The 25,504-nt window shown below is 35.9% G+C and carries 24 protein-coding genes, 1 rRNA gene and 2 pseudogenes; 19 read left to right on the forward strand and 8 right to left on the reverse strand.

The genetic code is table 11. The features are described from left to right. Both ACXAG7_RS05895 and ACXAG7_RS05900 read right to left on the reverse strand, forming a co-directional pair. Nucleotides 1–277 (reverse strand): 16S ribosomal RNA (locus tag ACXAG7_RS05895); the annotation flags it as partial. A gap of 617 nt (nt 278–894) precedes the next feature. Next, nucleotides 895–1,620 (reverse strand): DUF4294 domain-containing protein, encoded by a 726-nt coding sequence (locus tag ACXAG7_RS05900; protein ID WP_408043462.1) that lies wholly within the window; start codon nt 1,618–1,620, stop codon nt 895–897. Nucleotides 1,621–1,735: 115 nt separating this feature from the next. On the opposite strand from ACXAG7_RS05900, the gene fdhD reads away from it, so the two are divergent. Genes fdhD through ACXAG7_RS05920 form a run of 4 tightly spaced genes read left to right on the forward strand, consistent with a single transcriptional unit; the run spans nt 1,736 to nt 7,055 of the window. After that, on the forward strand, nt 1,736–2,533 hold the full coding sequence (gene fdhD, locus ACXAG7_RS05905) for a formate dehydrogenase accessory sulfurtransferase FdhD (protein ID WP_476666266.1): 798 nt from the start codon (nt 1,736–1,738) through the stop codon (nt 2,531–2,533). Next, entirely contained in the window at nt 2,530–4,830 is a 2,301-nt protein-coding gene (locus tag ACXAG7_RS05910) for an FdhF/YdeP family oxidoreductase (protein WP_476666267.1), read from the forward strand. The genes fdhD and ACXAG7_RS05910 overlap by 4 nt, the downstream gene beginning before the upstream one ends. A gap of 52 nt (nt 4,831–4,882) precedes the next feature. Continuing rightward, complete coding sequence (locus ACXAG7_RS05915) at nt 4,883–5,518, forward strand: SPOR domain-containing protein (RefSeq protein ID WP_476666268.1); 636 nt, start codon at nt 4,883–4,885, stop codon at nt 5,516–5,518. Nucleotides 5,519–5,537: 19 nt separating this feature from the next. Continuing rightward, complete coding sequence (locus ACXAG7_RS05920; RefSeq protein WP_476666269.1) at nt 5,538–7,055, forward strand: hypothetical protein; 1,518 nt, start codon at nt 5,538–5,540, stop codon at nt 7,053–7,055. 75 nt (nt 7,056–7,130) lie between these two features. On the opposite strand, the gene ACXAG7_RS05925 is transcribed toward ACXAG7_RS05920, so the two are convergent. Continuing rightward, nucleotides 7,131–7,427, reverse strand: a complete 297-nt coding sequence (locus ACXAG7_RS05925) for a hypothetical protein (RefSeq protein ID WP_408043457.1) — start codon at nt 7,425–7,427, stop codon at nt 7,131–7,133. Nucleotides 7,428–7,531: 104 nt separating this feature from the next. Here ACXAG7_RS05925 and ACXAG7_RS05930 point away from each other — a divergent pair, with 104 nt between their 5' ends. The 5 genes from ACXAG7_RS05930 (at nt 7,532) to ACXAG7_RS05950 (ending at nt 11,132) form a co-directional block, all read left to right on the forward strand. Further along, entirely contained in the window at nt 7,532–8,158 is a 627-nt protein-coding gene (locus tag ACXAG7_RS05930) for an NUDIX hydrolase (protein WP_476666270.1), read from the forward strand. A 56-nt stretch (nt 8,159–8,214) separates the two neighbouring features. After that, a complete protein-coding gene (locus tag ACXAG7_RS05935) occupies nt 8,215–9,018 on the forward strand; it encodes a lysophospholipid acyltransferase family protein (protein ID WP_408043455.1) in 804 nt (267 codons plus the stop codon). Nucleotides 9,019–9,042: 24 nt separating this feature from the next. Beyond that, a complete protein-coding gene (locus tag ACXAG7_RS05940; protein WP_408043454.1) occupies nt 9,043–10,131 on the forward strand; it encodes a M42 family metallopeptidase in 1,089 nt (362 codons plus the stop codon). 63 nt (nt 10,132–10,194) lie between these two features. Continuing rightward, entirely contained in the window at nt 10,195–10,584 is a 390-nt protein-coding gene (locus ACXAG7_RS05945) for a VOC family protein (RefSeq protein ID WP_476666271.1), read from the forward strand. Beyond that, nucleotides 10,584–11,132 (forward strand): NUDIX hydrolase, encoded by a 549-nt coding sequence (locus ACXAG7_RS05950; RefSeq protein ID WP_476666272.1) that lies wholly within the window; start codon nt 10,584–10,586, stop codon nt 11,130–11,132. The genes ACXAG7_RS05945 and ACXAG7_RS05950 overlap by 1 nt, the downstream gene beginning before the upstream one ends. Before the next feature lie 41 nt (nt 11,133–11,173). Here ACXAG7_RS05950 and ACXAG7_RS05955 read toward each other — a convergent pair whose 3' ends face one another. The 3 genes from ACXAG7_RS05955 to ACXAG7_RS05965 all read right to left on the reverse strand — a co-directional run bounded on the left by ACXAG7_RS05955 (nt 11,174) and on the right by ACXAG7_RS05965 (nt 14,158). Then, a complete protein-coding gene (locus ACXAG7_RS05955) occupies nt 11,174–12,889 on the reverse strand; it encodes a tetratricopeptide repeat-containing sensor histidine kinase (RefSeq protein ID WP_476666273.1) in 1,716 nt (571 codons plus the stop codon). Between the two features lie 10 nt (nt 12,890–12,899). Next, nucleotides 12,900–13,409, reverse strand: coding sequence for a hypothetical protein (locus ACXAG7_RS05960; RefSeq protein ID WP_408043450.1), 510 nt, complete (start codon nt 13,407–13,409; stop codon nt 12,900–12,902). Nucleotides 13,410–13,546: 137 nt separating this feature from the next. Further along, nucleotides 13,547–14,158, reverse strand: coding sequence for an alpha-ketoglutarate-dependent dioxygenase AlkB family protein (locus ACXAG7_RS05965; protein ID WP_476666274.1), 612 nt, complete (start codon nt 14,156–14,158; stop codon nt 13,547–13,549). Nucleotides 14,159–15,735: 1,577 nt separating this feature from the next. Between ACXAG7_RS05965 and ACXAG7_RS05970 the strand changes: the two genes are divergently transcribed. The 5 genes and pseudogenes from ACXAG7_RS05970 to ACXAG7_RS05990 all read left to right on the forward strand — a co-directional run bounded on the left by ACXAG7_RS05970 (nt 15,736) and on the right by ACXAG7_RS05990 (nt 19,791). Then, nucleotides 15,736–15,888 (forward strand): hypothetical protein, encoded by a 153-nt coding sequence (locus tag ACXAG7_RS05970; protein WP_408043447.1) that lies wholly within the window; start codon nt 15,736–15,738, stop codon nt 15,886–15,888. Nucleotides 15,889–16,421: 533 nt separating this feature from the next. Then, the gene (locus ACXAG7_RS05975) at nt 16,422–16,619 is read left to right on the forward strand and encodes a cold-shock protein (protein ID WP_476666275.1); all 198 of its coding nucleotides are present in this window, start codon (nt 16,422–16,424) and stop codon (nt 16,617–16,619) included. A gap of 577 nt (nt 16,620–17,196) precedes the next feature. After that, nucleotides 17,197–18,094 (forward strand): annotated as a pseudogene (locus ACXAG7_RS05980) (DEAD/DEAH box helicase). 11 nt (nt 18,095–18,105) lie between these two features. Beyond that, nucleotides 18,106–18,324: a hypothetical protein gene (locus ACXAG7_RS05985; protein ID WP_408043445.1), complete on the forward strand. Its 219-nt coding sequence runs from the start codon at nt 18,106–18,108 to the stop codon at nt 18,322–18,324. Nucleotides 18,325–18,753: 429 nt separating this feature from the next. Continuing rightward, complete coding sequence (locus ACXAG7_RS05990) at nt 18,754–19,791, forward strand: helix-turn-helix domain-containing protein (protein ID WP_408043444.1); 1,038 nt, start codon at nt 18,754–18,756, stop codon at nt 19,789–19,791. A 71-nt stretch (nt 19,792–19,862) separates the two neighbouring features. Here ACXAG7_RS05990 and ACXAG7_RS05995 read toward each other — a convergent pair whose 3' ends face one another. Next, nucleotides 19,863–20,489 (reverse strand): SOS response-associated peptidase family protein, encoded by a 627-nt coding sequence (locus tag ACXAG7_RS05995; protein ID WP_476666276.1) that lies wholly within the window; start codon nt 20,487–20,489, stop codon nt 19,863–19,865. Between the two features lie 397 nt (nt 20,490–20,886). Between ACXAG7_RS05995 and ACXAG7_RS06000 the strand changes: the two genes are divergently transcribed. From ACXAG7_RS06000 to ACXAG7_RS06020, 5 genes and pseudogenes are all read left to right on the forward strand, one after another. Then, complete coding sequence (locus ACXAG7_RS06000; RefSeq protein ID WP_476666277.1) at nt 20,887–21,390, forward strand: hypothetical protein; 504 nt, start codon at nt 20,887–20,889, stop codon at nt 21,388–21,390. Nucleotides 21,391–21,579: 189 nt separating this feature from the next. Continuing rightward, nucleotides 21,580–22,083, forward strand: a complete 504-nt coding sequence (locus ACXAG7_RS06005) for a Dps family protein (protein ID WP_408043441.1) — start codon at nt 21,580–21,582, stop codon at nt 22,081–22,083. 255 nt (nt 22,084–22,338) lie between these two features. Then, nucleotides 22,339–22,419, forward strand: a pseudogene (locus tag ACXAG7_RS06010) (mechanosensitive ion channel family protein); the annotation flags it as partial. Between the two features lie 102 nt (nt 22,420–22,521). Next, a complete protein-coding gene (locus ACXAG7_RS06015) occupies nt 22,522–23,166 on the forward strand; it encodes a mechanosensitive ion channel family protein (protein ID WP_408043440.1) in 645 nt (214 codons plus the stop codon). 204 nt (nt 23,167–23,370) lie between these two features. Further along, entirely contained in the window at nt 23,371–24,108 is a 738-nt protein-coding gene (locus tag ACXAG7_RS06020; RefSeq protein WP_476666278.1) for a mechanosensitive ion channel family protein, read from the forward strand. Nucleotides 24,109–24,362: 254 nt separating this feature from the next. Here the strand turns inward: ACXAG7_RS06020 and corA are convergent, their stop codons facing one another. Beyond that, a complete protein-coding gene (gene corA, locus ACXAG7_RS06025) occupies nt 24,363–25,430 on the reverse strand; it encodes a magnesium/cobalt transporter CorA (protein ID WP_408043438.1) in 1,068 nt (355 codons plus the stop codon). Nucleotides 25,431–25,504 lie beyond the last annotated feature (74 nt).

The following is a 25,504-nucleotide window of genomic DNA, read 5'->3' on the forward strand; positions in this document are numbered from 1 at the left end:
CCATGGTAAGCCGTTACCTTACCATCTAGCTAATAGGACGCATAGTCATCTTGTACCGATAAATCTTTAACTAAAAAATGATGCCATCTCTTAGCATTATGGAGTATTAATCTTCATTTCTAAAGGCTATCCTCCTGTACAAGGCAGATTCTATACGCGTTACGCACCCGTTCGCCGGTCGCCGTCAGATTGCAAGCAATCTACGCTGCCCCTCGACTTGCATGTGTTAAGCCTGCCGCTAGCGTTCATCCTGAGCCAGGATCAAACTCTTCATTGTATAATCTTTAATATTATCTAATGTAAAGTCTTCAAAAGAATTTTCAGTGCAATCCAAGGATTGCGTTGTGGTAATTCTACTCTTTAATTACGCTGTCAATTTCAATATTTTCAATGAACTTTGTTAACTCTCGTTAACCTCTTGTAGAAATGTTAGAATCGAACTAACTGATTTTTTTTAAACCTTTCCAAAATTTCTTAGATCGTGTTGCTCTCAAAAGCGGATGCAAAACTAGAAAATACTTTTCGATTTTGCAAAACTTTTTTTAAAGTTTTTTTTCTTCTTTTCACCAGCCAAACACTTTGTGTTCCCAGTGAGAATCGGACTGCAAAGATACTCACTTCTTTTTGACTTATACAAGTTTTTTGAAACTTATTTTTAATCTTTTCTTAACCTCTCTTTGCCACGATATTTTAATGAACTTTACTACTTTTCAAACTTGCGTTTTTCCGTTAGCGGGTGCAAATATAGAAGCTCTTTTTGAATTGGCAATGGGTTTACCTTACTATTTTTTTTGTTTTTTGATACAGAAAAATAAGGCATTAATAATCAAACGGATAACCCCTACCCTATTCATTTAAGCTACGACACCTCCACTAATAGCAATTCCCAGTGTATCACTTTTTCTTCTTCTTCCTTCTTTTCTTTTGTTTTGCAAACATTCTTTTATACTCTTCAACATCAACAGTTCCCTTTTTGTCAGCAACAATTTCTAAGTAATTCATCTTTAACTTAGGTTCTTGAAACGGTAATGCTTCGTCAATATATGCTCTTTGCAAAATATCTTCTATCAAATAATCTTCATTCACCACAGCAGGATCGTACTTTATTTTAAGAGACAGCTTAAACAAGTTTGCCGTAGTATTATACCAAAAGGCTTTCCATCCACTTCTCAAATCCTTAATATTATTGTAAGCCGTTTTCCCAGTTTGTCTGTGAATTAGTTTCAGCAGCACCCTTCCTTCTGTCCTTGTCAATTTTTTCAAAGGATCGGTCAATTCCTTCTCTAAATACTTTTGAACTCGTTTCACATAGGCCCTTTTCTTTCTTTTCGATTTAATCCTGCTCAATCGCAAATGCAAGCTATCGATTCTTTTCGACGCCAGCACAGCGTATGGGTAGGCTTTAAACACCTTCCGCTTGAACCAAAAGTAATAATGGACATCTTTTTGTCCTGTAAACTTGTGTTTTGGCAACACAGCTACTTCTTTTAATTGTATCATCAAAGAGTCTCCGTCTTTGACCAGGTAATAATCCTCTACAAAACTGGGAATACTATCTCTTATTTGCGCATCCACAACACCACAAATCAACATAAAGGACAGTAACACTAAATTTCTCATGTAATTCGAATACTATAGTAAAATATCTTTTTCTAAAATCAGGCAATAAAGTTACTGATTTTAAAATTTCCCCAATTTCTTTTTTGTTTTATTTATTAGTTACCTTTGCTTTTCTATGAAACAGTTTCGAGTTTATCAATCATTGAAACACATTAATGAAACATCCTCTAGAATTGAGGATGCTACCGTTATTGAAGCTCCTCTGCAAATCAATATTAACAAAGAAAGTTTTACCGTTGTAATGCGAACCCCAGGTAATGACGTTTCACTTATCAGGGGGTTACTCTATGCCGAAGATGTATATCGGTCCGATGCTACCTTAGCTATCGAACAAATCGAAAGCACTGAGAATCATCACGATGTATACAATGTTACTATTCCGGCCTCAAGCCTCGGTAAAGGATATTTAACCAAAAGAAGTTTACTTTCTGTTTCTTCATGTGGAATATGCGGAAAACAAGAATTAGACAACCCGATGCCGTGTGACACGCCTTTAAAGAATTCACAACCATTAGAAGCTCGCCACATTCACGAATTATATCGTGTTATGCAGGCCGAACAAAACTTATTTAACGATACGGGAGGATCACATGCATGTGCTCTTTTTTCAGGTCAGCGAGAATTCTTGATTTGCCATGAAGACATAGGTCGTCATAATGCCGTCGATAAATGCATTGGAGGACTACTTCAACAAGGTGTGTTGGCTGATGCCAAAATTATGATTGTTAGTGGACGTGTTTCTTATGAGATCGTAACCAAAGCTTTTTTTGCCAAAATTTCTATTATTATTGCCGTATCGGCATGTTCGAGTTTGGCTATCGATTTTGCCAAAGAATTTGGCATTTGCTTAATTGGTTTTTGCCGACAACCTAAAATGACTATCTACTCAAATCCTCAATACATACTACTATGAGTACACAGAAAAACACCAAGGCTCAACCGCCAGAAAAATTAACAGGTATCGAATTAACAGATATTCCTAAAAGTGCGGTAGGCACAAAGGCCATAGCCTCAGCACTGAATCACGTATTTACAGAAACCGGTGTGGCAAGAGGTATTGGGCTATTAAAAAATTTAAACCAGACCTATGGCTTTGATTGTCCTGGATGCGCTTGGCCTGATCCAGACGAAAAACGTGCATTTTTAGCAGAGTACTGTGAAAATGGTGCCAAAGCCATTGCAGAAGAAGCTACTAAAAACAAGGTTAGTCCGATGTTTTTCAGTACTCATTCCGTGGATGAGCTTGCCGAACTTTCGGACTATGAAATTGGGAAAAGCGGTAGAATTACCCATCCCATGCTGTTACAACCAGGCGCTAGTCATTACGAAGAAATTTCGTGGAACGAGGCTTTTCAGTTGATTGGCGAGGAATTAAATTCTTTGAATTCACCCGACGAAGCCATCTTTTACACTTCTGGAAGAACGAGTAACGAAGCCGCCTACTTATACCAACTTTTTGTAAGGCAATTTGGGACTAACAATTTACCAGACTGCTCGAATATGTGTCATGAGAGTAGCGGTTCTGGACTCGCAGAAACCCTTGGTATCGGAAAAGGATCTGTAACCTTAGACGATTTTAATCATGCAGACCTGGTTATCGTGATGGGACAAAACCCGGGCACCAATCACCCGAGAATGCTCTCTGCATTAAGTGAAACGAAAAAGAACGGAGGAAAAATTATTACTGTAAACCCACTCCCAGAGGTGGGACTACTCAATTATAAAGATCCACAGAATCCCCTAAAATGGATAGGAAAAGGTCAAGATTTAACTGATTTATTTCTGCAAGTTAAGATAAACGGAGATGTTGCGCTACTTAAGATTATCCTGAAGTTAATGAAGGAAAAAGAGGAAGAACAACCCAACTCCGTGTTTAATCACGAATTTATACAAGAGTACACCGATGGATTCGAGGCTTTCATTGCCGACTTAGACAATTACACCATTGATGAGCTCTTACCTCAAACTGGATTAAAACTTCCGGAGATTAAAAAAGCTACGCAGTTAATAATGAATAATGACAATATTATTATCTGTTGGGCGATGGGGCTTACTCAGCACAAAAATGCTGTGGATAATATTCGAGAGGTTGTCAATTTGTTATTAGTTAAAGGTAGCATTGGTAAAAAAGGAGCTGGTACCTGTCCGGTTAGAGGACACTCCAATGTTCAGGGTGATCGTACCATGGGAATATGGGAAAAACCCAAAGAAGTATTTTTGCAAGCCTTGGAAAAGGAGTTTGAATTTAACGCTCCAAGAAAACACGGTTATGACGTAGTACATGCCATCCAAGCGATGCACGCAGAGAAAGCCAAGGTATTTATTGGTATGGGCGGGAATTTTATTTCTGCTACTCCAGACACGGAGTACACCGCAGAGGCACTTCGCAATTGTTCGCTAACGGTCCACGTGTCAACGAAACTCAACAGAAGTCATCTTATTCACGGAAAGCGCGCACTGATACTGCCATGTTTAGGCCGATCTGAGCAAGATCACCAAGCTTCAGGACCACAATTTGTTTCCGTTGAAAACTCTATGGGTGTGGTACACCAATCATCGGGTCATTTAAGCCCTTGCTCTCCTGCCCTGCTCAGTGAGCCCGCCATCGTTGCTGGGATGGCAGCCGCCACCCTAAAAAACTCAAAGGTAAACTGGTCACATTTGGTAAGCAATTACGATTTTATTCGTGAAAAAATCGAAGCGACCATCGCAGGATTTGACAACTACAACGAGCGCGTCCGACAAAAAGGAGGTTTTTACCTTCCGAATAATGCGAGAGCCAAGGATTTTAAACCAACACATACAGGAAAAGCCAATTTTACTATAAACCAACCTTCAGACATTGCACTTCAGGAAGGGGAATTTATTTTGATGACCATTCGAACTCATGACCAATACAACACCACTATATACGGACTAAACGATCGTTATCGCGGAGTGCTTAACGAACGTCGTGTTCTATTTATGAATAGTGAGGATATGAAAGACCTAGGATTATCAAAAATGGATTTGGTTGACTTGACTAGTCATTTCGAAGGTACCAAGCGAACCGCTGCTAAGTTTTTAGTTATTCCTTACAGTATTCCGAGACAATGTACTGCCACCTATTTTCCAGAAGCCAATGTTTTAGTACCGATACGCAGCACAGCAAGGATCAGCAACACGCCTGCCTCAAAAGGAGTAGTGATTACCATAGCAAAACACAAATAAAAAAAGATTTGTATTTTAGTACGCAGAAATCAACTTATTAAATACAGGGGTTATGCCATTTATTGAAGAATCTAAGTATCAGCTCATGCAACAAGACATGGATGATACGAAGTTAAAATTAGAAGCTGCTGAGCGAGAAATCACAGAATTTGAAGAGCAATTTGCTCATCAAAAACAAAAATCGAGAACATTTATTATTCTCTTGGGAATATTCTTTGGTTTGGCCTGCGGTATTATCTTTTTAATGTTAAACGGAACAATTGGCACCTCTGGAAAATCGGAAGCAAAAGAAATAAACATCACGGCTATCAAAGCCAAAGAAGCACAACGCGTCATTGACAGTTTACGCCGCTTGGAGCGCAGTAAAAAAGCAAAAACAGTAGACAATAACAGTTTAACTGCTACCAACATTGACTCCCAATCGGATAAGGTGCGTTCAAAAACCAATGGAAAAACTATTTACTCTGTTCAAATTGGCGTTTTTTCAAAATCAAAAAATCCAATGATCTCTTCTGATCTGACGGCTGGAATCATCGCTCCTGCTGACGGATATTTTAAGTATTCTGTGGGCTTGTTTACCACCTTAAAAGAAGCAAAAAATATGCGTCGAGAGTTAGTGAAAATTGGATTTGACGATGCCTTTGTCGCTTCTTATATCAACGGAAAAAGACAAAAAATTCACCATTAAAATTTAGATTTTAACCTTAATGTTAACAAACTTTTTAAAGAGAACACTCATGCTAGGATGTATCATGAGTGTTCATTTTTTTTACGCTCAACAATTAGTACCCAGCAAAAAAGAACAAAAGGCTTTTGCCCAAATTGATTTCTTACCAATAAAAATGCCTGGTAATGAAGTAGCCATGGATTATGCTGGAATTCACTACAACGCTTTTCTGAACGATTGGAGTTATGCAGGACTCGGTTTTTACGGAGCTGTTGGAGGTATCAGAGGAGGCTTCTTTACCCTTGGAGTAAATCTAGGAGTACGTCATCATATTACGAAATCACTATTCGTAGACGGAGGAATCCACTTCGGAGGTGGTGGAGGCGCCGCAGCTCCTGACGGTGGTGGAGCCTTCATACTCCCCCATCTAAACTTGGGGTATGATTTTGGTAAGTTTTCTGCTACCGCTGGATATAGTTATGTGGATTTCTTTGACGGAGGTACTATTCAAAGCAGTCAGGTAAATGTAGCGGTGCAAATTCCCTTAAATTTCAGTCATGCTTCCCTTAAAAATCGAGAAATGCGCTTGGATGAGGCAACACTCACTGCATCTCCTTGGGGGCAGCTGGGTAAACGCGCTTCCCTCCTCGTTCACTTAAACAATTTAAGAGTAACCAAAGGAAGCTATACAGGTCGTACCATACGTCTTGCTGGTTTTGAATTCAATTCTTATTTTACCGATAACTTCTTTTATTTTATTAAAGCCGATGGAGCCTATCACGGGATACGTGCCGGTTATATGGACATCTTAGTCGGTGCAGGGTATCACCTTTCAATGAATAAAAATCGAACCAATCTCCTCGCTAAATTCGGTATAGGTGCTGGCGGTGGTGGCGGTGTCGATACCAAAGGTGGTTTTTTAATTTACCCAGACATTTCGCTTGAACAAAAATTATACGACAATCTATACCTAAGTATCAATAAGGGGTATTTGATGAGTCCTGACAGTCATTTTGTTAGTTCTTCATACGGTATTGGGATGAAGTATTACGTTGATCAAGGAGGAAGTAAATCAAATCAAATAGCCTTTTCAGAAGGTGTATTCAAAGGAATTGAGGTGATCGTAAAACACGATTATTACCCAGGAGCTCAGCGCGATCCTGGATACTCGCAAGACATGCATCAAATAGCCATGCAATTAAACTTCTTCTTTAACAAATACATTTACGGAACCGGTCAGACTGCTTTTGCTAATTTCGGTGATGCCGGAGCATACGCAGAAGGAATTGTAGGTTTAGGAGTCAAAAGTCCGATGTTGTTAAACAACCGTGCATCTTTCTTTGCACAAGTTTTAGGAGGAGCTGCTGGTGGTGGTGGCATTAGTACCGGCCAAGGTTTGATATTTAAACCTAGTGTAGGGATCAACTATGAAGTTTTCGATGCCTTAGCACTACGTGCGGGAGTTGGATATGTCAAAGCTAGAGGTGGTGCCTTAAACACTCACTTCTACAATTTTGGACTGAGTTATCGCTTTTCACTACTCAGCATGAAAAAATAGCCATTCCCAACATCATAAATCACAAAAAAACGCTCGTACTATCCAGGTCACGAGCGTTTTTCTATTTGTTTTGAACTATACTTCTATTATTTTTTCCTTTTTGCTGCTTGTACTAAAAACATAGGTATAGAGCCACATGAGTGTAAATGTCGGGATGACATCCAAGCCAGGCATGGCTTCTTCGATAAAGGAAATAGCCGCCGCTATTTTCCCTTTTCCTCCTTTGTACATCTTAGCCATTATCAAAGCCGATACCGGTGCCCAAACGATATCCGTGAACTCCGCTAGTACAGGAATCACAAAAGACAGGTATCCTATGGCATCCAGCAACAAACTGAATACCAGTTTAAGGTATTTGTTCTCTTTATTCATGTATTTTTGTTAGATTATTTACTGAGTAAGTTACAAATTTCGCGCCAAAAATAATTGTCGATTCCGACAGAATACAATAAGTTTGTTTTATAAGATATATTTTAATGAAATTCAACGATTTTTTAGATCATTTAACCCATATCAAGAACAAAGAATTAGGAGGACTTGATGCTCAGTTTAAGTTGGCTCCTGCATTGAGAAAAAAGTACTCTGAATCAATGATTCGCTCCAAGTCGCCAAGGAGAGCTGCTGTTTTAGCACTGTTTTACCCTGATGAGACGCAAACCACTCGTTTTTTACTCACGGAGCGTGCCAGTTACAAGGGAACCCATTCAGCCCAAGTGAGTTTTCCGGGTGGAAAAACAGACCTTACAGATATAGATTTACAAGCTACGGCTTTACGAGAAACTGATGAAGAAGTCGGGTTAGTACCGAGTGAAATAACTGTTTTTAGACAATTGACAGATACCTACATCCCTCCTAGCAATTTCCTAGTGGCCCCTTTTATGGGCTATTGCACCAACAAACCTAGCTTTGTTCCGAATGAAGAAGTAGCGAACATTATTGAAGTTCCACTACTAGATTTGTTAGATGAGCAATCTCTGACAAGCATGACAATGCAAACATCGTATATGGACAAAATTGAAGTACCTTGCTTTAAATTAAACGATTACATTGTTTGGGGAGCTACAGCCATGATGTTAGCAGAAATTAAAGACCTAATTAAGTAATGTCATCTTCATTTTCTTTTGTAATTTAGCATTACTAATAAAACTTAAGTTATATTATGCCCTTATTTAAAAGGAATCCTTTTGGTCATATTTTATGGATAAAAAAATGGCTCATCCGCATACTCGGTGTTATTTCACACGGACGTTACAGACGTTTTAATGAATTGCAAATCGAGGGGTCTGAAATTATCAGACAATTGCCAGAGCAGAACGTTTTATTCATCTCCAATCATCAAACCTACTTTGCTGATGTTGCGGCTATGTTTCACGTTTTTAATGCTGCTTTAAAAGGAAGAGTCGACAATATCAAAAATATTGGCTATATATGGCACCCTAAATTAAACGTTTATTATATCGCTGCTGGGGAAACAATGCGATCGGGATTGCTTCCGAAAATTTTTGCCTACACGGGTTCCGTTTCTATTGACAGAACTTGGCGTAGTGCTGGAAAGAATGTAAACAGACAAGTGAAGTTGTCAGATATTTCGAATATCGGTAAAGCGTTAAATGACGGTTGGGTAGTAACCTTTCCTCAAGGAACTACCACGGCTTTTAAACCGATTCGACGAGGAACGGCTCATATCATCAAAACCTACAAACCAGTGGTAGTACCTATTGTAATTGATGGATTCCGAAGGTCTTTTGATAAAAAAGGACTGCAAATCAAAAAGCGCAACGTATTGCAATCAATGATCATTAAAGATCCCTTAGACATCGACTATGACAACGAGAGTATTGAAAGTATCGTTGAAAAAATCGAGTACGCAATCGAGCAGCATCCATCATTTTTAAAGGTTTTAACCCCTGAGCAATTAAAAGAACAAGAAGAGCTTAACGAGAAGAGAAAATTCTGGAGCTAGTTCACCTAATAAAGAGATACAGTTATGGCGAAAGACACCATTTTAAACGAACAGTCATTAGACTTTTTAGAACGTTATTTAAACAACGCCTCTCCTACGGGATACGAATGGAGTGGTCAAGAAATATGGATGGATTATTTACGTCCTTACGTAGATGAATTCATTACCGACACTTATGGAAGTGCTGTTGGAGTGATTAATCCAGATGCTCCCTACAAAGTTGTCATTGAAGGGCATGCAGACGAGATTTCGTGGTATGTAAATTACATCACAGACAACGGATTGATATATGTAATCCGCAACGGAGGAAGTGATCATCAAATAGCACCGAGTAAAATCGTAGATATTCATACCAAGAATGGGATTGTTAAAGGAGTGTTTGGATGGCCAGCAATTCACACCCGTAACCGAGCAAAGGAGGAAGCTCCAAAACTCGACAACATCTTTATCGACTGCGGATGCTCAAGCAAGGAAGAAGTGGAAAAATTAGGGATTCACGTGGGCTGTGTTATCACATATCCCGATACCTTCCATGTATTAAATGGAGATAAATTTGTTTGCCGTGCCTTGGATAACCGTATGGGTGGATTTATGATTGCTGAAGTAGCGCGTTTACTTCACGAAAACAAAAAGGAATTACCTTTCGGGCTTTATATTACCAATTCGGTTCAAGAAGAGATTGGTTTGCGCGGTGCAGAAATGATTACAGAAAGAATTAAGCCCAATGTAGCTATCGTAACAGACGTTACCCATGACACTACTACACCGATGATCGACAAGAAAAAAGAAGGTCATTTGGAAATGGGTAAAGGTCCTGTGATTGCCTATGCCCCAGCCGTTCAACAAAAACTTCGCGATTTAATTATCGATGCAGCCGAGGCCAATGCTATTCCTTTCCAACGATCAGCACTGTCAAGAGCGACCGGAACTGACACCGATGCTTTTGCCTACAGTAATGGAGGAGTTGCCTCAGCGTTGATATCACTACCATTGCGCTATATGCACACCACTGTTGAAATGGTACACCGAGAAGACGTCGAAAACGTTATTAAAATGATTTACCAGAGTCTTTTAAAAATAGAAGCTGGTGATGATTTTTCTTATTTTAAATAGTTAACCAATGAAAATGCTATCTCAAACACCTTCTTGTGATAGCATTTTTTATTTTCATTTATTATGAATACGAACTCCTTTTTAGGCCTTCGGACCACTATCTATAAAGTTTCAGATTTAAATACGGCAAAGCAATGGTACGAAAAGGCTTTTCAGTGCTCTCCCTATTTTGATGAAGACTACTATGTAGGATTTTCCGTTGGTGGCTATGAGTTAGGATTACAACCGAACACCGGAGCCAACTCCAAAGAATCCTCACACAATGTAGTGAGCTATTGGGGCTGCGACGCTATCCATGAAAAGTACGATTATCTGTTGAGTATTGGCGCAAAGCCACATGAAGCTCCTTTTGACGTCGGAGGAGGCATAATTACCGCCACTGTGCTTGATCCTTTTAACAATATACTAGGGCTTATTTACAACCCTCATTTTAACTCAGACATAGCAAATTAATGGATGAACTCATAGATATACTGGATGAACACGGTCGATATACCGGTAAAACTTGCTTAAAATCGGAAGCACATGCCAAAGGCTTTTTTCATCCAACCATACACGTTTGGATTTATACCCAAGAAGGGCAACTGCTCCTACAAAAAAGATCCATGCAAAAAAAGGTTTTTCCTGGACTCTGGGACATCTCTGTAGCTGGACATATAGGAGCTGGCGAAGCCATTACGACGGCCGCTGTACGAGAAATAAAGGAAGAAATTGATTTTGACATACCAGAAGAGGCCCTGTTAAAGATAGGTACCAGAAAGCACGAAGTTAAGCACCCAAATGGCATCATCGACAATGAATACCACCATGTCTTTATCGTTGAATTAACCGTACCCATATCTCAATTAAACCGTCAAGTTTCAGAGGTAGATGCCATAGAATTATTTGACTTGGACCTACTTTTACATACTGCTGATCACGAAAATATACTGCTACCGCAATATCAAGAATACTATGATTATGTGCATTCTAAAATTGAAGCACAAATAAAAAAGCGATAATCGGTAAGACTATCGCTTTTTTACTATATAGATGACTAGTGTTAAGAACTTCGCGGGATTAGTATCGTGATAGTTGTCCCTTGACCTATTTCACTATCAAACAGAAGTTTTCCTAAATTCTTTTTCACTAAGGTTTGACATAACAACAATCCCAGCCCTACTCCTTCCGATCTATTAATTTTATCGATGGTAAGATCGTTTAGTGCATTTATTTTTTCTAACTGTTCAGGGGCAATCCCCATTCCAGAATCACGCACTGAAATAAACGCCGTTGACTCATCATGAATACCAGTAGCCACATGAATTTCTCCAGCACCGCCCATGTACTTTACTGCGTTGTCAAGCAGGTTTCTCAGTACTATTTTTATGGATTCTTTGTCCACTACTACTAAGGCATTTTCCAAATGCTCCTGCATGGAAATAGCATTTGCCTCTAGTAGGGACTCATAATCATAGCAGACGTGCTGCACCAACGGACGCAATGCGTACTCCTTTGTTTCAAACAGCATCTGATTACTTTGTTCCAGAGACCAATGCAATACATTATTCAACAAACGGCTCGTACTATCGGTAACAGCAATCGCTGCATCAACAGTTGTTTTAGCCGCTTCCAAATCTCCATGGGTAATAGCTGTTTGCAAGGAAACCTGCTTCGCTTTGATCGTATTTATAGGTGATCTCAAATCGTGAGAAACCACTGAAAATAAATAGTCCTTCGTTTTATTTGCGAGGTTTAACGCTTCCTTTTGCTCCGATATCAGCTCGTGTTGATGCTTCAATTTACGATACAGATACACCAAAAAGCCAATAAACACCAACAAGCCAGAAGCTCCGATGATTAAACTGGTTTGCACCACTCTGTGTCGTTTAATTTTCTCATCCTGCAAGGCTATTTCTTGTTGCTTTTGTGCTACTGCCGATTTTTTATCTTTTTCGGTAAGCTCCCATACACGATCACGATTCCAAATTGAATCTTTCCATCGAATGAGTTCTTTATAATACCTGACGCTTTCCTTGTAATTTTTTGCATTACCCTCAACAATTGCCATGTTATAAGCAGTATTTTGCTTTAACTCCAAGTCGGAGTACTTATTGGCTAACTGATAGGATTCTTTAAAAAGCTGTATTGCTTCATCATCTAAATACTGATTGTAATACAGATTTGCAAATTCCATTTTAGCCTGCAAAATTGCCGCGGTATCTGTAGGTTCAATAAGCTCTAAGCTTTTATTAAATTCAGTTTTAGCTGCCGGATATTGTTTTTGATGAAAATAGCACAATGCCAAATTGTGCAGCATGGCTCTCTTTTGGTTTGTTTTCCCTTCTGAGTACGCCTTTAACCAATAAGTTATGTTAGTTGTTGCCTCCTCGTATTTACGCAAACTAAAATTGACATTTCCTTCCAAATAGCATTTGGTATCGACATAACTAGAATTATCCTCGATTTCGCTCAGTGATTGCAGGGCTTTTTTATAAAAACCTTTCGAGTAAGCACTGTACGCAAGAATACAATTTAAATAGTTTCTTTCCTCCTTGTTTTTGGTTATGCTCAAAGCTTGGTTGGCATATGTATAGCAAGAATCAAATTGCTGAGCGACATAAAACTTATGCGCTTTACTAAAAAAAGGAGAAGTACTGGTTTTACGAATACGTTCTCCCTTTTCAAATAAGGTTAATTTCCTCTCTCCCATACCGCTTTGAGCATACCCAGCTGTGCTCATGATTATCATTAGCACAACGAGTATTTTAAATCTCAAAAGCTTTGTTTTATAAGGTTGGAGGTGGTACTTTCACAGGTGTCGTAATAGTACCTCTGTCCGTTTCCGGATCATCATTTTGCTCTCTTACATAAATCATATCAACAGGAGTAGTTCCTTCTGGCAATACGTAGCTAAATTTAATATAGTACAAATCGTAAAGCTCGCTTGTATTTTTCATATTAAATTCAATTCTAAAATCGCGACTCAAGTTTTCCTGAATTCCCCCTTCTCTGTTTTCAGTTTTTACAACAGCTACTCCGTAGTAGTTTAAATACAAAACATTTGACATCAAAGCTACTGAATTTACAACCTCAGGTCCGATAACAACAGGATTAAACTCTCCTGACGGAATATAAGCTAATGCTGTTACTGTAAAACCTGATTTCCCTTCAATTGTAGTAGCTTCAGCATTGACCAATGGCCCATCAGCTATTAAATTTTGAGGAATGTTGGTATCAAATGCTTGAAATGCGTCGAGCGTAATGTTCAACTGCTGAGTGTTTACCGCGTTTTCCATACTTTTTAGATATTTTTGGTTTAACGTTTGTCTCAAATTTACAATAAAAATTGAATTTGGTTTGCTAAGTAGTAGAGTTTAACGAAAAAAATCCAAAGTACCGAGTAAACGATACTAGCTTGGCCTTTCGGAGGCCATTATTTTTCGACAATGCTTCTAAATGTCAAATTAATACGGGGAGTCGTTACCTTTTTGGTCGGAGGTAGTCGGTGCAACCAGAAATCTTGTGTTTCATCTTTCATAACTAACAAAGATCCGTTTTGAAGTACCAAAGAAACCACTTGTTTGGTGTTTTTATGTTTAAAGGCAAATTTACGTTCCGCTCCTAGTGTTAGTGATGCAATGGCTCCATGTTTTTTTAAGTCCTTTTCGCCATCTGAATGCCAAGCCATTCCTTCCGAACCATCGTGATAGAGGTTTAGTAAACAAGAGTTGTAGGTTTCATTGGTTTCCTTTTCTACTATTTTTTTTAACTCCAACAAATCTTCTGTAAAAGGAAGTGCTGTTTTGGTTGTATTGGAGTACGAATACTCAAAAGCTTTGGAAGCATACCACGCAACTTTTCTTTTTGTCACCATCCTTTTACCAAAAATAATGGCTTCGTCATTTTTCCATTGAATTGTCTGCCACAGTTTTTGATAATAGTGTTTACAAGCCTCGTTGTCTAACACCAAACCGTAGTACAGCACTGTACCTTGTTCGGGTAACAAATTTTGAGGTTCTCTTTCAAATTGAGTAAATAAATCCATACGACTACTTTAAATCAAAGATAGCATTTCTGTTTGAGTTGCTGCTATCTATTTTGTATACAGCTACCTTAGAAATTAAAACCAGGTATGCTTGATTTCGATATGCTACTGCCTTCTTACCCACTCAAAACCACGATAAAGAACCAATCATCGACACTTATAGATGCCTCGGCTATAACTCCACAGCTCAACCGAGAAGGCGTTGTATCTTTGAAATGTCAATGAAACATAAAGTAAACGGCGCCGAACAGAAAAGCCGTCCCTAAAAAGAAACATTGATCGCTAAACAAGAGAAAACATCGAAAAAGAAAACAGGTAGCTCCTTCGTGAAACATAAAGTAAACAGTAGCACTGTCCCTAAAAAGAAACACGATTTTGAGTACAGCATTTGACTGTGGAAATGACTACGTTTTGCCTGAAATATTCCTAGTTGTCATTTCGCTCTGAATGGATATAAGAAAAGTAGCATCGACCCAACAGCATTATCCTACTCAATGTCAAGGTTGTTTGTTGTTAACACAACACCCCTTGTCTAAATATTCGCACTTTTATTCAATTACTTTACGATTTATCACTCAAACTTATCAGCTATTTCTCATACTAATCATTAATTGAAATTTCTTCAATAACGATCTCAGCCCTTCCCCTTCTGGCTACATTTTACATTCCATAATGTGCAAACCACAGCATTTTTCATAGAGAACTCCTCTTAATTTATTAGGTGTTTTTTCGGTGTCTAGCATTGACATTGTTGTTTTGTTTTTATAATTTTTGATTCATAAATCAAAAGAATCACTCAACGCTAACTACATCTACGCTTTTCAATTACTTGCTTGTCGTTGATTATTGTTATTCAAAGAATATTTCATTGTTATTACCTTAACAATAAACTATTTAAATGGGGAATGATTATTAGAACTTCAATCCCTCCAAACTAGGTTACAAAAAAAACACCTCATAAAAGGTGTTTTTTTGTTTAGTATATGATAAAAGCACAACTACTTTTTATCTTTTAATAATTTCTGAACTAGTGATTCAAGTTTTTCAATTTTCTTTGCCTGATCTTCAGGCTTTAATTGCTGTTTTATAAGCGCTATTTTGCTTTCTTTTAATTCTTGAATTTCTTTTTCTTGTTCAATAGTGTATAAAGTCAGCTCCTCTATTTTTTTAATAATTGGATTTGAAAGCTTCCGACATTCACCCCATTCTTCTTTATTTCCTTAGCTGATGCAATTTCTGGTAAATGCTTTCCTTTTTTGAACTATCTAGGAAGTTTCTGGCTTTAACACACTAAATTACCTCTAGAAAAAACCTCTAAACCCCCAATCATTACCAGTAAACAAAAGCTAATCCCACGTATTTCCGATAAACATACAAGAAGCTAGCATTATGGGTTATCTAGGAGTCATGGTAATTTGGGAGGGATGCTTATAGTCCTCAATTTTTCAGCGTAGAAAGCGCTACAGCAATTTTACCATTTTCGTTAAGTAAGGTAAAACCTTACTTTTTTTACGGTTTTTTAAAAGTTTTCTTATTTAATTTCTCCTATGTTTGAGAAACTTTAAATACTAACCATTATGTTAAAAAACATTTCAAATATTGGTACTCCTTTAAACAAATCAGAACAACAAGAGATTAAAGGAGGCTTTCGTCTTATCGTATGTCATTCTTGTGAGCCTTTACCTCCAGGATATGCTTGTATGAATGATGTTATTTGCGGAGATATATAATCCTTTTATGAATTACTCCTACTTATTAAGTAGGAGTTCATTTTACTCCTGTTATAGTACACAATTGATTTGAATCACAGATACATTCTAATACTGTTTCACTTTCTCTCTTTGCTGTTTTTCTGTGATTAGAAGCTATGCTACAAGCACATCTTTGCAACCACCTCATTTTTAGCATTATTAAAACCAGCTCAACCTCGCTAAGAATACCCTCAAACAATTATACATTTAAAGTTAATTTCAGAAAATGAAAAACTATTTCAAATAAAATCCATTATTTTCTTTAAATTTGAAAATAAACCTATATTTGCAAGGTTCAAGTTGAACACCTTTTCAATTTTAGGGTAGCATTTAGTTTTTTTGAGTCTTATCTCTTCTTACCTGTTTTATTTCATTTTACTTTATTTTTTTAAGTGTTAAACATATTTTAACCGCATTACTTATTCTGTTGTTTTTTAGAAACATTTTTATTTAAGGCTATTGGTAGTTCTTCTTTAACAATACAAATATTTACAATTTAAAATTCAACCATCATGCAAGAAGGTACTGTAAAATTTTTCAATGACTCAAAAGGATTCGGGTTTATTACATCATCTCAATCAGGAGAAGAGATCTTTGTCCACACCACTGGTTTGATTGATGAAATCAAAGAAAACGATAAAGTCCAATTTTCTACAGAACAAGGAAGAAAAGGATTAAATGCTATTAATGTAGCGTTAGCGGCCTATTAATCAAGCAAGTAACAAAAGACTATTTTCTAGTTATTTCAACTTAAAGCACTACTTATCACAACATGAGGGCTGTGAAAAAGGGATGAAAAACCTACAAACACCTGGGTATTCTTTTCTTCTATTTCGTACCCTGTACGTGTCTAAAAACAGTAGAAACTATTTCATAAGGTTCTTCAATACAAGAACACTCCCCCTAAATTATCAATATTTTTTGATTACTTCTTACTTATATTCTCAAAACATCAAGTATGAGTTAAGAAAAACTCAATCACTTTAGACCAAAAAAATGACAAATAACATAGAGTTCTAATTTCAAACTCTTTCCAATAAAAAACAACAATGAAAAAGATCAAGAATAAACCTAAAATAAAAAAATTTCAAGTATAAAAAACCCTTCGAGCCTAGTAAAAAAAGCAACCGCAATTAAAAGGGTACTTTCATTTTAGAATCTACTTTTGATACTTCATCACTTCACTCGAAACTAAAGGCTAACATTAAAGCGCAAGGTTACAAACATCTTACCGAAATTCAAGATCGATCAATTGACCACATACTAAAGAAAAAAAACCTAATTGGAATTGCCTCTACGGGAACAGGAAAAAATGGAGCCTTTTTAATTCCAATTATACAGCAAATTTTAACACATAGAAACACTTCTGCATTAGTTATAGTTCCTACGAGGGAACTGGCTCAACAAGTTCAAGATGAATTCCTTTCCTTAACAAAAGGACTTGACTTATACTCCTCTTGCTTTATAGGAGGAATCAATATTAAAAAGGATATTTCAAAAGCTAAAAAGAAAAACCATCTAATAGTCGCTACTCCAGGAAGATTAAATGATCTAATCTATCGCAATGAAATCAATATTAAACACACGAGTATTTTAGTTCTAGATGAATTTGACAGAATGTTAGACATGGGCTTCATAAATGATGTACGCAAAATTTCTTCGGAAATGTCCAACCGAAATCAAACAGTTCTTTTTTCTGCAACCGTTGCAATACAACAAGAAAAACTCATTAAAGAATTTATAGAAAATCCAATCCGAATAAATGCATCGTCGGTTCTGAATTCTAGTGATAACGTTGACCAAGAAATCATTAAGGTGACTGAATCACAAAACAAGTTTGAACTACTCTTAAAACTACTCAATAAAAACCCTCTTGAAAAAATAATTCTCTTCGCAGAAACCAAAACAACTGCTGATAAAATAAGTAAAAAACTCATAAAATCAGGTTTTCTCTCGGACGCAATACACGGTGGTAAATCACAAAATTATCGCAATAAAGTTATTTAAGTCAGGAAAAACTAACATACTGGTTGCTACAGATATTGCAGCACGAGAAATAGATATTGACAATGTATCACTTGTAATTAATTACCAAATCCCTATGAGTATGGACAGTTACATCCATCGAATTGGAAGAACAGGAAGAGCAGGAAAAACTGGGGAAGCATTTACTTTTATTAACTAATCGAAAAAACGATGTCAACAAAATCACAAATCACCTTCAATAAAAAACAAAAAGAAAAACTTAAAGCTCAAAAGAAGAAGCTGAAGTTAGAAAAACGTGAATCTAAAAAGAAACAAAACAAAACAGGATTAGAAATCAACTGGGCTATCGCTCCGAAAAACAACACGTTAACACCTATAGAAAAGGAGTTAAAAGAATCAAATAGGCTGAACCATTTAAGCAAGTCATAGCATAACGCTTTGCAATGGTTCGATATTTGGATTGAAAACGGATGCATACCTTAGTTGTTTTAGCAATAACAACCAACTCCGCCAAGACTTAACTGTAAAATTGAATGTTCAATTCTTTAGCTAAGTCTTTGGTATTTATAAAGCGCTTATTAATTAATTAATAAATAAACTAATCCTTCCTAGTTTAACTATAAACACCGAGTCCTGAAGACAAAAATAACCTCCGTACAAAATTAACAGGAACCAGCCCTCCTTATTTAGCAGAAAAAATGTTTAGTAAGTAAAATCAATAAGACTACTATTGTTTTTTATTTTTGATTACACTATTTTAATTTTGTAGAAAAGGAAAAATCAGTTGAAACCTCTTCATTTACTCTCTTAGACTTCTATGAGCGTTTTTAACTGAATGGATAAACCAATTTTAAATTAATGATTACTATAAATATTACGGCAAAAGATACCAAAGGAACTGTTCATCAAATTCAAGACACCATTGGTGGTACTATTACCGAAAACTGGGGCGAGTATGTTTTACATGTCAACAATGAAATTGCTTTTGGTACTATTTCCTTTATCATGTTCGAATGGGGAGGTAGTCTTTTAGAATATAATATTACTTTTTTTGAGGATATCAAATTGGTCATGGACACCTCTGAATTCAACCCTATACATTTCACGTATACAACGGAAGGTCACTGTTTTCACAAATTTGAATTAGAAGACAAAAAAAGAAAGCTGGAGCAATTTCAGTCCGTTATCATAACAAGTAAAGACGGAGGCTATAATTATGGGTATTTTGACAAGAATGTAAAAATACACATCAACGTCATTCAGGTGAGCAGAGTAAAATTTATAAAAAAGAGACTCAATGACGCATCTGTATTAAACCAAAAGTTGTACGAAGTATTCCATGATCAACATCATGAAAGAGTATTTGCTTATTACGGAACCTATAATTTAAAATTAGCCAATCTCATTAAACAGTTAAACGCCATTAAACAAAAAGGGATTATTCGTATTATGATGAAAGAAGGTATCGTTTATCAAATTTTATCAGCTCACATGGTACAACACAATAGAGATGTAAATAAGAAAAAAGAACCCACAACTTCCCTTCTAAAAAAAGAAATAAAACTCGTCCGAAAAATTGCCAATAAGATATCAAAAAATGTATCTGAAGATTATAATGTTGAGGACATAGCTAATGAGTTAGGGATTCCCCAAGCAAAGTTACAAGAGGGATTTAAACTGTTATTTTCCAGAACCGTAATAGAATACATTAGGCATGTCCGTTTAGAAAAAGCTAGAGAACTATTGAATAGCACAGATTATAATATTTCTCAAGTAGTATATTCTATTGGCTTTAGTAGCCGAAGTTATTTTTCTAAAATTTTTAAAAGAAAATACGGTATTAGTCCAAGTGAGTTTTTAAAAAATAAACAAGAATCGAAGATAAAACTCAGTTAATTTTCTAAAAAATATCACCAGAAAATAATAAACGGCCTTTTCGACCGTATCTTAAAAATACATGCCTTCATTTAGGAAGCTATTTTCTGTATATCGAACTTTGTCTCATAGGGTTTTGAAATCAAATAATCAATTTCTTCTTTGGTGGACTCCGTATTCAGCCAAATTCTTTTAAATACATCAGGAATCTGCAATGGCATTGTTTCGTGCAAATTATTTATAGAATTTAGTTGTTCACTGGGATTGACACTAATAATTGAACATGTGTAAAAACCATCACGAGTATAGTTGTATACACCCGCGAGATAAAAAGGTTTCCTATCTGGTTTTTCTACTAAGTACTTCTCTACTGTATTTGCACGTAGCTCATAGGTATAAAAACCTGTTACGACCACCAAACACCTTCTTTTAAGCAAGGCATCTCTATACAAAACACTGTTATTAATCTCATTAGCCCTAACATAGAGAGTGGATTTTAAACGTTGAAATTTACGCCAAGACTCCTCATACATTTGCGGTAAAGCTCCCCAAATTCCAAAAGAAATTTCCAGTGGAGTTTCCATTAGTAGGATATTAATGTTTTGCTCTTTTAAGCCATCAATTTTCCGTCTTGGCCTATAAAGTTTTGGGTATCTCAGTTTTGATCGCGTGAAATCTTCTATTAAAGACTTACTTGCCAGATTTGATAATTTATACATTTTAAAAACTATTATTATTTAGGCAATACAAAATTAGCCTCTCGAATTAAAACATTTTAACGCTACAAGGATACATATTAACTCATATCATATAACCTTACACAGTTCCTTTTACATCTATACATTAAAAAATTGGTCAAATACACTCTTGACCCTAACTATAGATTAGTTGTACTATTAACACAAAAAAAGCCAAACACCGGGTTATAATTCAACAAATTAACATTTTTAGACAGTCTTTTTATTAAATGAGCAAAGGTCTACACTAAATGAGTCAAAACACCATCTAGAATCTCTCTAATTTTGTAATGAGTTTATACTTAAGCTCAACTCTATCAGATGTTAATAAAGTACGCATCTTAATAAAGAAGTTACTTGTAACTAAAACATAAACCTCATGAAAAATTTAATTATTGGTTTGGCTATTTTAATTCCAACCGCATTAATATCACAAGAAAATGCATCTAACAACGAGTACATCGAAACTACGTCCATTGAAAAAATCACTGCGCTGGAAGACGGAAAAATTACCACTAAAAAAGTGAAAATTGTCACTCGAGAGGAAGAAGCCGTGCTGTTTGATCCTCACCAAAAAAATGAATTAAACCAAGACCGGATTGCATCTCCTATTGAAATTACCAAAGTGCTGATGACGGATAAAGATGAGGACAGCTATTACGATACGGTAGATAAGCTTGATATCGTTCTTGCTAAAGAAAAAACTGCACTTGATGGAGAGCCTATAGACTCGATTAATCATCAAGCAGTTCAAACCATTGAAACCAATCGTCTTAATCTTACCGGTGAAGGATACTTTAACGAACAAGGAGACTATCTCTTGATCTATTTTGATTCCGACGACCAGGAACAGAAAGTTCTTAAATTAAGTGATGTTTTCTAATCCTCGGTTACACTCCACTTCCAAAAACAACAAGCAAATAGCCTTTTTTGAAACCATTGAATTCAACAAAATTAACGCTATAGGCACATAGGAAATGAGCTAATAACTCTAGGAAAAGAGCAAAGGTAAGCACCTATATACAGGTACTTTTGCCTTGCAACAAATTATTAACTTTTAATAAAGCAAATTATGACATACTTAAATATAAACGAAGAAAACACCTTATTAGTAGCGAAAGAATTAAACCAATTATTAGCGGATTACCACGTTTACTATCAAAAATTGAGAAATTTCCATTGGAATATTGTCGGTAAAAACTTCTTTGAATTGCACGAAAAGTTCGAACAAATGTATACCGATGCCAGAACCAAAATCGATGAGATCGCAGAAAGAATCTTAACCTTACAGTATCACCCTGTGAGCCGATATAGTAGGTATTTAAAAATATCATCTATCACGGAGGAAACTCCTTTCCAAACCGATACTGATATGGTAAAAATTTTATTAGACGACCATAAAACACTGTTAAAACAAATGCACAGCGTTGTAAAAAAAGCCAATGAAGTGGAAGACGAAGGGACCTTAGATCTTATAGGAAAATACATTGGTGAATTAGAAAAAAACAGCTGGATGTTAAACGCCTGGAATACAAACACAGAAGCTCAATTAAAGGAAGACATCATTCTGTCCTAACGAGAATAACAGCTAAAAATATGCATAGCGTAGGTTTAGCAATACCTTCATAAGGTCAAGCTATTCTTGTCAAATTCGTTTAAGAGCAGGAAATAAATTTTCAATTAAACTACTTACAACACAAGCTGCCTTTTATGAAGAGCAGCATACGAAAGTAAAAATCACCAATTAAACACCACAGGCATCAAACACATGAATTTTAAAGACACACTAAATAAGTTACATCAAGCTTTACTCAACCATTGAAATGAACTTATCGAACAAGTTCCCAAATTAATAACAGCAATTATAATTCTTAGTATAGGTTTTTTACTAGCTAACTTCATCTCGTCTCTTTTCAAAAAGACAATTTCAATCAGAACACAAGACCCTTTAATTATTAATTTTTTAACTAAAACGGTCAAACTATCATTAATTACGATTCTAATACTATTTGCTTTGAAAATTGCAGGTTTGGGCTCAATTGCTACCGGATTAATTACTGCGGCAGGTGCCTCTGCTGTAATTATTGGATTCGCTTTTAAAAACATTGGTGAGAACTTTATTTCTGGAGTAATACTATCATTCAACAAGCCCTTTTACATTAATGATACCGTAATGATTGGAGATATTTTTGGTAAAGTCAAAAACATTGAATTTAGATATACTAAGTTAAAAACTTTTGACGGTCGAGATGTTTACATTCCCAATAGCGATATTATCAAAAATGCTGTTTACAATTACACTGAAGACGGTTTTTTCAGATCGGATTTTATCGTAGGAATAGACTATAATGACGACATAGACATCGCAAAAAAACTCATTATTAATGCAGTGACAAACACAAAAGGTGTCGTCAACACGAACAGTCATCAATGTTTTGTAACAGTCGACGCATTAGGAGTTAGTACTGTTGATTTAAAAGTACTATTCTGGACTAAAACAAAAGAATACAAACGTGCGGCTTCCGAAATTAAGAGTGATGTTATTAAAAACGTGAAAAACACATTGACTAACAGCGGAATTTCTATGCCTGCCGATATTAAAGAAATTAAATTCTATGATTCGAATAAAAACATTGCTGACACTTTAAGAAAGGTATAGTATACAGCTTTTGTAAAAATACCTCTACTCACAATTAATTAGAATTATATGATACGCTTTCAAACAAATAATAAACCTATAACTAAAGTAGTCACTAAACTAGAGTCTTGGTGGGAAAACTTCGTAAACAACATTCCGAATATAACGGTAGCAGTACTCGTACTTGTACTTTCTTTTTATGTAGCTCAAAAAATCAGTTCGTGGTTGTACAAACTGATTATCAAAAAAATACAAAAAGCAGCGATTAGTAATGTTATTTCGAAAGCTACAGCTGTATTTATAATAGTTTTAGGTTTGATTTTAGCTTTAAGTGTCTTGAACTTAAACGAAGCACTAGCCTCTTTATTGACCGGTGCTGGTATTGCTGGTGCCGTGGTTGGTTTGGCTTTACAAGGTACATTGTCTAATACTCTTTCAGGAATAATCCTGTCTTTTAAAAGCAAAATTGGTATTGGCGACTGGATAGAAACCAACGGTTATTCAGGTGAAGTAATGGATATTAATTTAAAGGAGGTTACCTTAAAAAGTGTTGACAATCATACCGTAATCATTCCTAATAAGATGATTATTGAAAACCCTCTAAAAAATCTTTCTTTAACGAACAACATGAGGGTATTTATAAACTGTGGAGTTGCTTATGATTCCAATCTTGAAAAAGTAGAAAACCTGACTAAAAATACGATCCGGACCACTGTCGAGCAAATAGACTCAAAAAAGAATATTGAATTCTATTATACAGAATTTGGGGCGAGCTCTATTAATTTTGTATGCCGATTTTGGATTCGTGGGGGAAGCATACTAGACAGAAAAAAAGCAAAAAGTATTGCCATAAAGAATATCAAAAAGGTGTTTTCAGAAGAAAACATTTCCATACCATTCCCTATAACTACTATTCACTTAAAACAGCCTGGTTTTGCAAAAACCACTATTTCAAAACTGTAAAAAACATTTCAGAATATGAAACTTATATACATAAAAAGAAAAACACAAACAGAAAATAGGTTTTCCCCCGGCATGGGAAGGCTGATCACGAAAGTTACCTATATAAGAAAATACTTTCTAGGCCTTCCTTTTAAAACACTACATAAGTACAGAGAAACCTATTATGGTAAAGTAAAGGATTGCGATGAATGCAATTTATACGCATAATAGTTATGGCCCCCGGATTACTTATGTTAATGGTTGTAAGAAGCTTCTTACAACCATTTCTTTTTTCTAAAATACAATACAAGCGCTGCGAATATCAACAGCATAGCTCCTAGCACACAATAGTAACCGTATTTAGTTTTAAGCTCAGGCATATTTTCAAAATTCATTCCGTAAACACCTACTATAAATGTCAGTGGGATAAAAATTGTAGAAATGATGGTCAATACCTTCATAATACTATTCATTTTATTACTTACCGTTGTCATATACATATCCATAAGTCCCCAAATCATTTCTCTTGTAACATCGATATTCTCACTTATAAGTACGATCTGATCTTGCAAATCCCTGTAATAATTAATCGTTTTTTCATTAATGATTTCCGATTCTGACTTGACGATTCGTCCGATAACTTCCCTAGAAGGAAAAATATTCTTTCTAACTCTTAATATTTCATTCTTCAGTAATTGGATATCTTTAGTAACCGTATCACTAACATTTTCAGTGAATAGTAAATTTTCTAAAAGCTCTACCTTATCCCCTATAGCGTCTATTACAACAAAATAATTATCGATAATAGCATCCATCAAAGCAAAACCTAGGTAGTCAGCTCCAGAATTTCTAATTCTAGACTTTTCCTTTCGTAATCGCGTTCTAACACTTTCAAAGACATCTTTTTCAGATTCTTGAAACGTCACCACATAATCGTCTCCTATTACCATAGAAACATGTTCACTGACCATGGTTTTTTGATCATTTAAATACAGCATTTTCATGACGATGAATAGGTAAGAATCATACTCATCAATTTTAGGCCTCTGGCCCGTATCCACAATATCTTCTAAAATTAACGGATGCAACTCGAAGAAGTTCCCCAGCTTCACAATACTTTCGGTATTACTAAGTCCATTTACATTAATCCACGTAATGGCTCCGTCTTCTATACTTTTAATTGCTTCATCAACGAGTTTTGTAGTTACAGTACTGCAGCTAGCGCTTGCGTAATTAATTATATCGATACTTACCTTTAGATCTTCTTTACTTCCTTGATAAATAACTTCTCCTGGAGCTTTTCCAATACTTTTACTTCCTTTCCTTCTAGATATTTTACGCATACTTACTATATAATTGGGTTATCATACACCGTTACCATCGGCTACAAACTAATCATCTGATTCATAAACACATT

This window comes from Tenacibaculum sp. AWR4_210 (assembly GCF_056160945.1).